The organism is Microbulbifer magnicolonia (assembly GCF_035117725.1).
GTDB lineage: Bacteria > Pseudomonadota > Gammaproteobacteria > Pseudomonadales > Cellvibrionaceae > Microbulbifer > Microbulbifer magnicolonia.
The window spans coordinates 1,534,022-1,546,324 of sequence record NZ_JAYEFD010000001.1 but is presented as its reverse complement, the minus strand read 5'-3'; the positions used below and the strand labels follow the sequence as shown (position 1 = coordinate 1,546,324).

Below are 12,303 nucleotides of genomic sequence, written 5' to 3'. Positions count from 1 at the left end.
ATACGGGCGCGTATAATCTGCGGCGAATTCCACACTCCGTCCTGCCATGTCGCCCTATCCGTATTGGCTGCGCTATAGCTGGCTGCCGTGCTTAGTGCTGGCCCTGTTTTCCGCGCAGTATTTTTCCTGGTTTGATTTTCGCTCCCTGCTGACAGCGCAGTTGCCACCTGCGCTGCTGGGCATTGCCCTGGCGCTGGGGATTTGCTTCAAGTCCAGCCGCGTGGCGTTTCCCTCGGCATTACTTCTGTGTGTGTATCTTGCGGTGGTGAACATGCCCTGGCTGCAGTGGCATGGACTTCTGCCGCTGCTCTTGGCCCTGGCCGCTGTCAATTTGGCGCTGATCAGCTGCAGCCGCGACCGCAGTGTGATCAGCGGTTTCGGGCTGCTGCTGTTGTTCGCGATTCTGGCTCAGGGCGTAGGGCTGTTACTGCTGCAAACCTGTTGCGAGCAGCTGGCAATGGGCCGCTGGCCCGCCGTGGTTTTGCCGGTACCGCTGCTGGAGCGGGAAATGCAATTCGACCCGGTGGCGTTGTTGTTTGCCGCCGGCCTCCTGCTCGCCAGTATTAAAATTGTCATCAGACCGGATCATGCCGGCTTTGCGCTGCTGACCGGCGTGCTGCTGTTGTTTATTGCCAATGCCATCGAACTGGAACTGGCGGTTACTTTTTCCGCAATCGGCCTGTTGCTGATACTGCTGGTGCTGCGCACGGCCTACGAACTGGCGTTCCGCGATGAGCTCACCGGCATTCCTTCGCGGCGGGCGTACAGCCGCTACCTGCTGACACTCGGCCGGCACTTCAGCATCGCGGTGGTGGATATAGACCACTTTAAGAAACTGAACGACCGCTACGGCCACCAGGTCGGCGATCAGGCGCTGCGTATGGTGGCGGGGAAAATCGCGCGTTTCGGTGGTGGTCGCGCTTTTCGCTATGGCGGTGAGGAATTCGTGGTGGTGATAGCCGGCCGCGCTGGTGCCAGGGCGGAACACGCGCTGGAACAGATGCGGGAAAAAATCGCCGCCTATCCGCTGCGCTTGCGCGCGGAATCCCGCGCCCCCGGCAGCGATGGGCGCGCCCGCCGGCGACGCGGGCAGGGTGGGGGCAGGGCGATCAAAACGACAGTCAGCGTCGGCGTCGCCAGTAGCGGCGGCGATCTGAAGTCTCCGGCAGAGGTGCTGAAAGCGGCGGATCGCGCGCTCTACAAAGCCAAGCGCGGCGGGCGCAATCGCGTCTGCGTACATAACTGATATAAATCAAGTGTCGCGAAAAATGGCGCCTTATTACTGATTTACATTGGTTAATCGCTCCCCTGACCCCGATACTGCTTAGCAGAGTATTGAAGGGAGACACAGCGTGCGAATTCTTAGTCATACCATCGGAATCTTTACCCATCCCGACCGGGAGTGGCAGGCCATACGTTCCGACAAGCACTCATTCAAACAAGTGTTCTTCAGTCACGTGCCGTTTCTGGCACTGATCCCCTGTATCGCCGGCTATGTCGGCGTGACCCGCTTCGGTTTTGAATTGGGCGGCCACCTGACGAAATTGACCCCCGCGAGCGCGGGCGTGCTGGCGGTGGTGACCTATTTCGCGATGCTGATCGGGGTCTATCTGTTGGGCGAGTTTATCAACTGGATGGCCAAATCCTATGGCGTCGAAGGTGATGAGCCCACGCGTCATTACGAGGGCACCGCGCTGGCGGTCTTCGTGACCACGCCGATTTTCCTCGCCAGTATCGTCGTGCTCTACCCGCACCTGTGGTTGACCGTGTTGGTTGTCGGGCTCGCCGGCGCCTATTCCATCTATCTGATGTTTGAGGGCATTCCGATCCTGATGAACATGAACAAGGATCGCGCCTTTCTGTACGCCTGTGCGGTGGTTACCGTCGCGCTGATCATGATGGTGACGGTGCTGATCGGTTCGGTGATTCTCTGGAGCATGGGTATCGGGCCCGTCTACCAGCACTGAGGCATGTGTGGGCAGGCGTAAAAGAGCCGGCATAATCTGCCGGCTTTTTTACGCTTGCCGATCAGCTGATTGGCGCAGGAATCCGGCTGCCTGCCGCCGACGCGACGGTGGACGGGACCAGGGGGGGGATTGGACAGTCGAGGCAGTCGGCCACCGCACGGAGCAGCTCGATTTCCCCTGCTTCGACTATACCGTCGTGGGCCATGGTCGCGGCCATCGCTTTCAGCAGCGCCGGCTTCCGCAGTGGCTTGATATCGCTGGCAATGGCGATGGCCTTGTCCAGCCGCGGCAGGGTGATATCTGCGGCCGCCGGCAGTGGCGTAATCTCGAGGCCGAGGGCCTTCAGGCCACACTCATAGGCGCGTTTGGCCGGCAGGTAATCGCCGTTGCCGGAATGCGCCACCGCCGCCAGGATAAATCGCGCCGCGTCCCTTTCCGCACCACTGCGGTGGGACAGGCGCTGGCGATCGGGAGCACCTTCGAGCGCGTGCATCAGCACCCGGTAAAGCGCCCATTCCCACAGCTCCACTTTACCGTCGCTGCGCAGCAGCTTGATCAGGTTGCGTTTAAAGACCTGGTACTGCTGCGGCACCAGTGCTTTCAGTGCCGGCACACAGAGATCCAGCAGAGGCAGGCGCGCGCTGGCGGAGAGACTCTGAAGCTGGGGTTCGAGCTTCACCATTTCCCGTACCACTGCCGGGTGGGCAAACTGCTGCAGCAGCTGGCGCTGCACCCGGCGCTCGCTCTCCTCATTGTGCATCAGCAGGTAATAGACCAGCGCGCGTGCGGCAAAGGGGTCGCGCGCGGCCTGCTGCAGCGCTGCCGGTACCGATTGCAGTAGTTGGCGGCCGTAATCTACCTGTTGTTCACTGGGGTTGCCGATGCTGTTGTCGACCGCGTCGATTACCTGTTGATAGGGCGCGGCGGTCGCGGCGATGCCCATCACCTGGGCGTCCTGCTGAGCGGTTACCGAGAGACCGGCGGGCGCGCTGTCGGTACTGGGAAAGCGGCCATTCCACTGCGGGTCGAGGCGCGCTATGCGCGCGGCGAGCGGCGGGTGGGTGGCGAACAGGTTGGTAAAGGATTTCTTCAGGCCGCTGGCGAAGTACATATGGCTGAATTCCGCTGCGTTGCCGGCGGTCAGCTGCGAGCCGGCCGTGTAGCCACCGATCTTTTTCAGTGCGCCGGCGATGCCGGCATTGTTGCGGGTGAACTGTACCGCCGAGGCATCGGCGAGAAATTCGCGCTGGCGGCTGACTGCAGACTTGATCAGGTTGCCGAAAAAAGTCCCCGTATAGCCGATCACCATCAGCCCGGCGCCGATCCCGAACAGCGCGGCGCGGCCGCGGTTGTCGCGACCGGAGCTCAAGTGAGTGCCGCGCAGCAGCCAGTAGCCGAGCAGGCCGATAATCAGGATGCCGTTCAGCAGGCCGACGATGCGAATGTTCAGGCGCATGTCGCCGTTGAAGATGTGACTGAATTCGTGCGCCACCACGCCCTGCAGTTCGTCGCGGTTGAGCCTCTCGATACAGCCGCGGGTCAGGCCGATCACCGCGTCGGACGGTTTGTAGCCGGCGGCGAAGGCGTTGATGGCATCGTCCTCGATCAGGTAGACATCCGGCACCGGTGTGCCCGAGGCGATGGCCATCTCCTCCACCACATTCAGCGCGCGTTGCTCCGCGTCGCCGTGCGGCGCGATGTTGATCTTGCGCCCGCCGAGGGACTCGGCCACCGCGCGGCCACCGGCGGCCAGCTGCCGCAGCTTGTACAGGCTGCCCAGCGCGATCACCGCGGCGATGGAGACTGCGATGGTGGCGACTATGTCCCAGCCCAGCAGCTGGTCGATGTTGACGAGCGAGAACGCCTGACCGCGGGAGTAGGCCACCAGCGCTGCGGCGAGCAGCGTGGTGATGCCGATCAGCAGCATCACCGCCAGCGCGAAGAGGCCAACCAGCAGGCCGCTGTTGCGCCTGGCCCTGTCCTGGTACTCAAAGAAATTCATCGGTTAGAACTCGACCCGCGGCGCGGCCTGGATGGTCTCCGAGTCGGCGAATTCCAGCAGCTTGCCGTCGTCGCGGTGGCCGAAGAAGCCGGCGAAGAATACCGGCGGGAAGCTCTGCTTGAAGATGTTGTAGGTCATCACCGAGTCGTTGAACGCCTGGCGGGCAAAGGCGACCTTGTTTTCGGTACTGGTCAGCTCCTCGGTGAGCTGCATCATATTCTGGTTGGCCTTCAGATCCGGGTAGGCCTCCATCACCACGTTGAGCCGACCCAGCGCATTGGCCAGGGCGCCCTCGGCGTGCCCCAGGTCGGCGATGGCGCCGGCAGAGCCGGGGTTGGCCGCAGCGGCCTTGAGACCGGCGAGCGCGGTGTTGCGCGCACTGATCACTGCTTCCAGCGTCTCGCGCTCGTGCTTCAGGTAGCCCTTGGCCGTGTCGACCAGATTGGGAATCAGGTCGTAGCGGCGTTTCAGCTGCACTTCGATCTGCGCGAAGGCGTTTTCATAGCGGTTCTTCAGTGAAACCAGTTTGTTGTATATGCCGACCACGTAGAACAAAAGTGCGGCAATGGCCACCAGCCAGACGATGCTTGAGATTTCCATATTACTTCTCGCCGTTGTTGTAGGTTGTTGGCGCCGATAGTAACACGGAGCCAATGTCGCAAACTGCGAAAGCCTACTGCCAAGGGCGGATGGGGTCTTGCTGCCGGCTTCGGTTATAATGCGGCCGCAATAAATGTAACGCCGCCGCCTTCCGAGCGGTGGCACAGATTTTGGGAGCAGCCAGTATGAGTGATGTAACTTCCGATCCGGTCGTGATCGTGGGTATGGCCCGCACGCCGATGGGCGCCATGCAGGGCAGCCTGTCCGACTTGAGCGCGCCGCAGCTGGGCGCCGCCGCTATCCGCGCGGCCCTCGAGGACGCGGGCGTGGCGCCGGCAGATGTGGATGAAGTACTGATGGGCTGCGTGCTGCCGGCCGGTGTCGGCCAGGCGCCGGCGCGGCAGGCGTCCATTGGCGCCGGCATCCCGGCAGGCACCCCCTGCACTACGGTGAACAAGGTGTGCGGCTCCGGTATGAAGACCGTGATGATGGCCCGCGATGCGCTGCTGCTGGGTGAGGGCAAGGTGATCGTCGCCGGCGGCATGGAGAGCATGAGCAACGCGCCCTACGTGCTGCCGAAGGTGCGCAGCGGGTTGCGCCTGGGCCACGGCGAAGTGAAGGACCATATGTTCCTCGACGGCCTGGAAAACGCCTACGACGGCAAGCTGATGGGCACCTTTGCCGAGTGCACCGCCGACAAGTACAGCTTCACCCGCGAGGAGCAGGATGCATTTGCGCTAGAGTCCCTGGCGCGCGCCCAGGCGGCCATCGAGAGCGGCGCCTTCGAGCGCGAGATCACCCCGGTGACCGTGACCTCCCGCCGCGGCGAGGTGGAAGTCAGTGTGGACGAGGGCCCGGGCAGCGCCCGCCCGGAGAAGATTCCGCAGCTGAAGCCGGCCTTCCGCAAGGACGGCACAGTGACCGCCGCCAATGCCAGCTCCATTTCCGACGGCGCCGCGGCGCTGGTGCTGATGCGCGAGAGCGAGGCCAAGAAGCGCGGGCTGAAAGTACTGGCGGTCGTGCGCGGTCAGTCGCAATTCGCGCAGCAGCCGGAGTGGTTCACCACCGCGCCGGTAGGGGCGATGCAGAAGCTGCTGGAGAACACCGGCTGGTCCGCCGATGAGGTAGATCTATTCGAGATCAATGAAGCCTTCGCGGTGGTTACCCTGTCCGCGATGCGCGAACTGAACCTGCCCCACGACAAGGTCAACGTGAACGGCGGCGCCTGTGCCCTCGGCCACCCGCTGGGCGCCAGCGGCGCGCGCATTCTGGTGACCCTGCTGGCGGCGATGGAGAAGCGCGGCGCGAAGAAGGGTATCGCCAGCCTGTGTATCGGCGGCGGCGAGGCCACGGCGGTTGCCATCGAGCGGGTTTGATCCCGGTTCAATAAAAAACGGAGGAATTTGCCTCCGTTTTTTGCCTTCTTCTCGTAGGAGCGGCGGGGCGGCCATCCGCCCATGGCCGCGATCAATGTATCAGGTTAGCTGGATAGCCCGATCGCGGCCATGGGCCGCTCCTACAACTATTCGGCGTTGAGTTCGCAGGGCACTTACCACTCGACGATTTTCCCGAGTTTCGGTTCTCAGTCGATATACTCCACCGCCTTGACCACCTTCTGCACCCCGCCAATACTGCGGGTCACATCCGCGGCCCGTTCCGCCTCGGCGTGGGTCAGCAGTCCCATCAGATACACAACGCCGTTCTCGGTGACCACCTTGATGCGGCCGCTGTCGATCTCCTTGTTCGCGAGCAAATTACTTTTCACCTTGGTCGTCAGCCAGGCGTCGCTGGAGCTGGCGAGGAAGGACACAGTGCCGCGTACCTGGATCTCGTTGTAGACCTGGCGCACATACTTGACCTGTTGCGCCGTGCGCCCGGCGAGCAGGCGGAGATCGTTGTCCCCTACCTGGCCGGTGAGCAGCACAATGCCGTTGAAGGCGTTCACATTGATATTGGCCGCTTTCAAATCCGGATGCGCCTTGTTGATGTTGACCGTCGTGACGGTCTCGATCTTCTGGTCATCCATATAGGTGCCCAGTGAGCGCTTGCCTGGATCCTGCTGGATGGGGCCGTCGTGGGTGGCTTCCAGCACGGTGCTGCAGCCGGCCAGTGCCGTTGTCAGCACCAGGGCAACAAAAAAACGATTTTTCAGATTCATTAGATTTTTCATCATGGTTCAGTCCTCGTAACCACCGAACAGGCTGCTGTCGATCAGATCGCACAGGCAGAAAATAGTGAGCAGGTGTACCTGGTGTACCTCAGCTGCGACCTCGGAAGGCACCCGCAGTTCAATATCGTCAGTATCCAGCAGCGCGGCGCAGTCGCCGCCATCGCCGCCGGTCAGCGCCAGTATTCCCATATCGCGATCGCGCGCCGCGCGCACGGCCTGCACCAGGTTGGAGTCGCGGCCGTCGTTGCTGAGGATCACCAGCAGGTCCCCGGGCTGGCCGAGGGCGCGCACCGGTCGCGCAAAAGATTCGGCGCGGCCGTGATTGCGGGCGATAGTCCCGATGGAAATACCGTCGCTGTTCAGCGCTATGGCGGGCAGGCCGGGGCGCTCGCGCTGGAAGCCGCCGACCAGCTGTGCGCTGAAACTCTGCGCCAGTGCACCGCTGACACCATTGCCACACAGCAACAGTTTGTTCTCCGCCAGCAGTGTGTGCACGATCATTTCGCTGGCCTCCGCTACCAGCGGCGCCAGTATTTCGCCGGCGTTCATGGTGGCTTCCAGGCTGCGGTGGAATAGGGTTACGACTCGCTGTTCCATTGTTTCCTTAAGCGGGCGAACAACTGGTTCACCGTTAACTGTTCGAAGCCTAGGCTCCGAAGGCGTTCTTTATCCATTGAATATTCTGCACATCGCCTTCGATCGCAATGACGTCAAAGCGGCAGGGGCAGTCCAGTTTGTTCTGCAGCAGATAACTTTGCGCCGTGGCGAGCAGCTTTTGCTGCTTGCGCCGATCGACAGTGGCTCCGGCGGTGCCGAAGCGGTTATTGCTGCGGTAGCGCACTTCGGCGAAAACCAGGGTATCGCCGTCGTTGGCGATCAGGTCTATCTCGCCGCGGCGGCTGCGGTAGTTGCGTGCAATCACTGTGAGGCCGGCGGCTTGCAGATAGCGCGCCGCGGCCTCCTCCATCCTTGCGCCGATACCATCTGTTGTACCGGCTGTGCGCTTAAAAAGCTTCACTGTTCCCGCTGAGTTCCATGCTCTCGGGCTCCGGCAGTACCGGTTCCACCGCCGTGGTGACGGGGACCGGCTCGCCCTTGTCGATACGCGCCCAAATCTGCTCGCGCACTATGCGGCCGTCGGCACTCAGGCTCAGGGCGCCGGTCAGGCCGTGCACCCGCTGCTGCGGAAACTGGCGCAGCATCGGAATGCGCGGGTAGAGGCGAAAGGCGTCGGCGCCGAGTGCATAGAGTCGCGCAAACGCCGGCGCCGGCGATGCCTGCTGTTCGATGTTGCGCTTGGTCAGGTTGTCGCTCTCGAACAGCCACGGCAGCGCGGTAAAGCGGATGCCGTTGATATCCCGGTCGCGGTTCGGATTGATATTGCCGTCAAACACGTGCGAGGTGGCATAGACGGGCAGGTCGCCGGCGTAATAGAAGGTCAGCATCGGGTTGATCTGGCGCGCCTGCTGCGGCTGTGCGGCCAGGAACAGCATGTCCACGTCGCCGCGGCGGCGCGGGGTGAATTCCAGGGACGCGGCGAGTTGGCGGCGCAGTTCGGCCTCGCGCGCCTTGCTGTCCGGAATCAGCAGTGCGTCGCTGACCAGTTGGGAGAATTTGCTGTTGTCGCGGAAACTCCGGCTGATGCTGACGGTGCCGCCGAGGCGCTGCCACTCCTGCTGGAAGGCCTCGGCGCCGCGCTGGCCCCAGCTGGCATCGGCGGCGAGGATCATCGCCTGGCGGTGGCCCTGCCGATAGGCGTGCTGGGCCACCTGGCGGGCTTCGTCCTCGATGGCGAGACCGAACTGCACCAGATCATTGGTCAGACTGCCGCCGTCGGCCGAATCCCCGGCCCCCAAATCACTGGCGTAGTTCAGCGCCAGGGTGGGTACCGGCAGTTTTTCCGTGGCCAGCAGGTTGGCCACCTTGCTCTTGTCCAGCGGGCCGACAATGCTCTGGGCGCCGGCGTCCACGGCGCTCTGGTAAATCTCCTCGAAAGGCTGGTCGGTGCCCGTGTCGTACACCATCACCGTCGGCGTGGGAGCGCCGGCGTTCAGGGCGGTGTAGTGGGCGGCCATAAAGCCGTCGCGGATGGCGCGCCCGGCGCTGCCCAGTTGGCCGGACAGCGGCAGCAGCAGCGCTATGCGGTCGGCGCGCTGGGCGGCCAGCTGCTCCAGCAGCCGCAGTGCCTGCGGCGGGTGGGCAGTGGCACTGTGATGCGGCCACTGCTGGCGCCAGCGGCTCAGGGCGGTGAGTTGCGAACTGATATCGGTCTGGGTATCGCGGCCGAGCAGGGCCAGCTGGTACCATCCGCGCATCTGCGGGTCTCTGCTCTCGCTGGCGCGCTGCTGCAGCTCGCTGGAGGGCAGCTGGGTCAGCAGTTGCCAGAAGCCGTCGTTGTTGTCGGCGATGGCCTCGCCAGTCTGCGCCAGGTCGGCGATCTGGCGGCGCTCGGCGATGGCGCTGTCCAGGTCTCCGAGCAGCCCCCACAGGTCGGCGCGCAGGTCGCGCAGGGGCAGGGCGGTATCCTGCGGCAATTGGGTCCACACCTGGTCGAGGCGCGGCGCCGTCGCCAGGTCGAGGGCGCGGAAAAACTCGTCCTCGGCGGCGAGGAGGCTGCCGTACACCTGCGCGTAGCGGGCGTAGAGGGCGTCGTCCAGCTGTTCCGGGGAAATGTTGACCACGGCCTCTTTGGCGGTCTGCTTGTCGCCCAGCTCGTATAGAATGGCCGCGGCCTGCAGGCGCTGCCGGTCTCGCTGCGGTGCCGGCAGGGTTTCCGCGCTGTGCAGCAGCTGCACGGCGGCGCTGCGGCTGGCGGCGGAACCGCCGGTGTCCACCGGCAGCTGTGCGCCGGGCTTGGAGGCCGGCGTCTGGCAGGCGGCCAGCGCCAGGGCCAGCGCACTGGCGGCGATTCTGGCAATGACTGGGGGGGTGCGCCGGGAAGAGGCGGACATATTCTTCTCCCGCAATACGTAACTCATATTTGAGCTAAGGGGTCGTGAATTATGGGGCCGGATCAGGCGCTGCTCTACATCGTCGCTACGCCCATCGGTAATCTGGCCGATATGGTACCGCGAGCGGTCGAAGTTCTACAATGCGCCGATCTGGTTGCGGCGGAGGACACACGTCACAGTCAGAGGCTTTTCTCCCACTTCAATATCGATACGCCGCTGATGGCGTACCATGACCACTCGGACGATAAACGCACAGAGCAGATACTGCAGCGGCTCGAACAAGGGCAGAAGATCGCGCTGATCTCGGATGCCGGCACGCCGCTGATCTCCGATCCCGGCTACCGGCTCGTGCGCGAGGCCCGCAGCCGGGGCATCCGCGTGGTGCCGATTCCCGGCCCCTGTGCCTTTGTGGCGGCCCTCAGTGCCGCCGGCCTGCCCAGCGACCGCTTCAGCTTCGAGGGCTTTCTGCCGGCCAAGGCCGGCGCGCGGGAAAAGGCGCTGCGGGAACTGGCGGCCGATACGCGCACCATGGTGTTCTACGAGGCCCCGCACCGGGTGGCGGACACCCTGGACGCAATGGTGGAAGCGTTTGGCGGTGAGCGCGAGGCGGTGATCGCCCGCGAGATCAGCAAGGCCTTTGAAACCTTCCACCTGGCGCCGCTCGCCGAGCTGGCGGCCTGGGTGCGCGCGGACAGCAATCAGCAGCGCGGCGAGATAGTGCTGCTGGTACGCGGCGCCGAACACCGGCAGGACTCGGAGCTGGACAGCGAGGCCGAGCGGGTCATGAAGCTGCTGCTGGCGGAGCTGCCGCCGAAGCGCGCGGCGGCGCTGGCGGCGGAGATCACCGGGGTGAACAAGAAAACCCTGTACAACTGGAGTCTGGAGCAGAAGTGACGACATTCGACGTTTGAATCTGCCGTAGGAGCGGCGGGGCGGCCATCCGCCCATGGCCGCGATCGATCTCGCCAGGAATGCGGCCCGGCCACCTCGGGGAAGAGATTCCTGTAACGGGTTCAGTGGTTGCCCTGCTGCCGCGGGGCTATCTGTGTTGTGGGAGCCTGCCTTGCGAGCGATCGAGGCGGGTGCCGCCGGCAGAGCCCATTTCGCCAGCAGGGCTAGCTCCCGCGGGGGTGCCCCCTGATAACCGGCAGCCTGGCCTTCGGGTCGAGTCTCAGTATTCTCTTTCCGAGCCCCGATATCCCTTGCATTCCCGCCACCCCGTCATTACCCTTCGCGCCGAGCTGGCCGGACAATCGCTGTTTCTCTTCGGAGAAGTGGAGGAAAGTCCGGGCTCCATAGGGTGGGACGCCAGGTAACGCCTGGGGGGCGCGAGCCTACGGAAAGTGCAGCAGAGAGTAGACCGCCGATGGCCCGCGCAAGTGGGCACAGGTAAGGGTGAAACGGTGCGGTAAGAGCGCACCGCGCAGCTGGTAACAGTCTGCGGCGATGGTAAACCCCGTCCGGAGCAAGACCAAATAGGCCCTCTACAGGTGTGACCCGCACCGAGGGCGGGTAGGTCGCTTGAGGTGTCTGGTGACAGGCATCCCAGATGAATGATTGTCCTCGACAGAACCCGGCTTACAGGCCAGCTCCTTATATTCCAAAAGCCCCGGCATTGGCCGGGGCTTTTTCGTTCTGAAGCGGATTCTGTGATACGGGTCTCCGTAAGCACGCAAGATCGCCGGCTTACAAATCCCCAGCAGCTCTTCTCTCACTCCAAAATTGGATGATTCTTCTGTCGCTACGCTCAATTGCTGTTAGTGTTTGCTAACAATTTCACTTTCAAAGTTATCGCGCCAAAAGTTAAAGTAGTCTCTTAACTTGAATAAGTAAGTGCTTGCTTCATTTTGTAATTGTGGCGGCGTGAATCTTCTCGCTTTTCGTCTCTCTCCTCCGCAGCCCGCGAATTTACTGGGTTTTCCCGCCGGTTTGCCGTTGATTTCCTTGACTTTACACCGGTCAGATTTATAGTGTCGGCAGTGGGGAAAAGTGGAAATTTGTGGAGTTTGGTGGTTTATTCGTGGTTGTGAGTGGGTATTTACCTCTCGCGAATGAAAATTGCGCAAATTTTCCCCGGTAGAACTCGATAAAAATCACCGCACCTGCGGGTGCAACAACGGCGCACACGAACAAAAAGCACGCAAGCAAAGTGTATTTAGGAAGCCACGCAATCAACATGGACGCCAAGGGGCGTCTGGCCATTCCGGCGCGGGTCCGCGACACGCTGCTGGAGGATTGCGCTGGTCGCCTGGTCGTCACGGCTCATACCGAAGAGCGTTGCCTGCTGGTTTACCCCGAGCCCCAGTGGCAGGAAATTCTTCCGAAAATCGAAGCCCTGTCCAGCTTTAACAAGGTGGCGCGCCGCGCCCAGCGGCTGCTGATCGGTTATGCGTGCGAACTGCAGGTGGATGCCAATGGCCGGGTGCTGATTCCGCCGACCCTGCGCGAGTACGCCGGCCTGGAAAAGAAACTGATGCTGGTTGGGCAGGGCAAGAAACTGGAGTTGTGGAGTGAGGACCGCTGGATGTCCTGGCTCGACGACAGCGAGGGCGAGGGTGAGATGCCGCAGGAGATGGCGTCCCTCTCTTTATAAGAGACTCTTTAAGGAGAATC

At 62.8% G+C, this 12,303-nt stretch carries 11 protein-coding genes and 1 other RNA gene; 6 read left to right on the top strand and 6 right to left on the bottom strand.

What is annotated here, in order from left to right; translation table 11 throughout:
- The first annotated feature begins 46 nt into the window (after window positions 1–46).
- The gene (locus RRF64_RS06800; RefSeq protein WP_323845077.1) at window positions 47–1,246 is read left to right on the top strand and encodes a GGDEF domain-containing protein; all 1,200 of its coding nucleotides are present in this window, start codon (window positions 47–49) and stop codon (window positions 1,244–1,246) included.
- Between the two features lie 106 nt (window positions 1,247–1,352).
- Complete coding sequence (locus RRF64_RS06795; protein WP_323845076.1) at window positions 1,353–1,967, top strand: Yip1 family protein; 615 nt, start codon at window positions 1,353–1,355, stop codon at window positions 1,965–1,967.
- Window positions 1,968–2,028: 61 nt separating this feature from the next.
- Here RRF64_RS06795 and RRF64_RS06790 read toward each other — a convergent pair whose 3' ends face one another.
- Together RRF64_RS06790 and RRF64_RS06785 are read right to left on the bottom strand one after the other, a co-directional pair.
- The gene (locus RRF64_RS06790) at window positions 2,029–3,969 is read right to left on the bottom strand and encodes a M48 family metallopeptidase (protein WP_323845075.1); all 1,941 of its coding nucleotides are present in this window, start codon (window positions 3,967–3,969) and stop codon (window positions 2,029–2,031) included.
- A gap of 3 nt (window positions 3,970–3,972) precedes the next feature.
- Complete coding sequence (locus RRF64_RS06785; RefSeq protein WP_323845074.1) at window positions 3,973–4,569, bottom strand: LemA family protein; 597 nt, start codon at window positions 4,567–4,569, stop codon at window positions 3,973–3,975.
- 185 nt (window positions 4,570–4,754) lie between these two features.
- On the opposite strand from RRF64_RS06785, the gene RRF64_RS06780 reads away from it, so the two are divergent.
- On the top strand, window positions 4,755–5,945 hold the full coding sequence (locus RRF64_RS06780; protein WP_323845073.1) for an acetyl-CoA C-acyltransferase: 1,191 nt from the start codon (window positions 4,755–4,757) through the stop codon (window positions 5,943–5,945).
- Between the two features lie 206 nt (window positions 5,946–6,151).
- Here RRF64_RS06780 and RRF64_RS06775 read toward each other — a convergent pair whose 3' ends face one another.
- From RRF64_RS06775 to RRF64_RS06760, 4 genes are read right to left on the bottom strand one after another with little or no spacing between them, the layout of a single operon-like run.
- Window positions 6,152–6,727 carry a BON domain-containing protein gene (locus RRF64_RS06775; protein ID WP_323845072.1) on the bottom strand — a complete coding sequence of 192 codons (576 nt, stop codon included), beginning with the start codon at window positions 6,725–6,727 and terminating at the stop codon, window positions 6,152–6,154.
- A gap of 18 nt (window positions 6,728–6,745) precedes the next feature.
- Window positions 6,746–7,336 carry an SIS domain-containing protein gene (locus RRF64_RS06770; RefSeq protein ID WP_323845071.1) on the bottom strand — a complete coding sequence of 197 codons (591 nt, stop codon included), beginning with the start codon at window positions 7,334–7,336 and terminating at the stop codon, window positions 6,746–6,748.
- A 49-nt stretch (window positions 7,337–7,385) separates the two neighbouring features.
- Complete coding sequence (locus tag RRF64_RS06765) at window positions 7,386–7,757, bottom strand: YraN family protein (RefSeq protein WP_323845070.1); 372 nt, start codon at window positions 7,755–7,757, stop codon at window positions 7,386–7,388.
- The gene (locus RRF64_RS06760) at window positions 7,744–9,690 is read right to left on the bottom strand and encodes a penicillin-binding protein activator (RefSeq protein ID WP_323845069.1); all 1,947 of its coding nucleotides are present in this window, start codon (window positions 9,688–9,690) and stop codon (window positions 7,744–7,746) included. The genes RRF64_RS06765 and RRF64_RS06760 overlap by 14 nt, the downstream gene beginning before the upstream one ends.
- A gap of 51 nt (window positions 9,691–9,741) precedes the next feature.
- Between RRF64_RS06760 and rsmI the strand changes: the two genes are divergently transcribed.
- From rsmI to mraZ, 3 genes are all read left to right on the top strand, one after another.
- Complete coding sequence (rsmI, locus tag RRF64_RS06755; protein ID WP_323845068.1) at window positions 9,742–10,584, top strand: 16S rRNA (cytidine(1402)-2'-O)-methyltransferase; 843 nt, start codon at window positions 9,742–9,744, stop codon at window positions 10,582–10,584.
- A 343-nt stretch (window positions 10,585–10,927) separates the two neighbouring features.
- Window positions 10,928–11,287: RNase P RNA component class A (gene rnpB, locus RRF64_RS06750), an RNA gene on the top strand.
- A gap of 552 nt (window positions 11,288–11,839) precedes the next feature.
- Complete coding sequence (gene mraZ, locus RRF64_RS06745; protein WP_323845067.1) at window positions 11,840–12,283, top strand: division/cell wall cluster transcriptional repressor MraZ; 444 nt, start codon at window positions 11,840–11,842, stop codon at window positions 12,281–12,283.
- Window positions 12,284–12,303 lie beyond the last annotated feature (20 nt).

Coding starts and splice junctions, on each gene's coding strand:
- RRF64_RS06800 (WP_323845077.1), top strand. CDS start 47: ATGTCGCCCTATCCGTATTGGCTGCGCTATAGCTGGCTGCCGTGCTTA.
- RRF64_RS06790 (WP_323845075.1), bottom strand. CDS start 3,969: ATGAATTTCTTTGAGTACCAGGACAGGGCCAGGCGCAACAGCGGCCTG.
- RRF64_RS06785 (WP_323845074.1), bottom strand. CDS start 4,569: ATGGAAATCTCAAGCATCGTCTGGCTGGTGGCCATTGCCGCACTTTTG.
- RRF64_RS06780 (WP_323845073.1), top strand. CDS start 4,755: ATGAGTGATGTAACTTCCGATCCGGTCGTGATCGTGGGTATGGCCCGC.
- RRF64_RS06775 (WP_323845072.1), bottom strand. CDS start 6,727: ATGAATCTGAAAAATCGTTTTTTTGTTGCCCTGGTGCTGACAACGGCA.
- RRF64_RS06770 (WP_323845071.1), bottom strand. CDS start 7,336: ATGGAACAGCGAGTCGTAACCCTATTCCACCGCAGCCTGGAAGCCACC.
- RRF64_RS06760 (WP_323845069.1), bottom strand. CDS start 9,690: ATGTCCGCCTCTTCCCGGCGCACCCCCCCAGTCATTGCCAGAATCGCC.
- rsmI (WP_323845068.1), top strand. CDS start 9,742: ATGGGGCCGGATCAGGCGCTGCTCTACATCGTCGCTACGCCCATCGGT.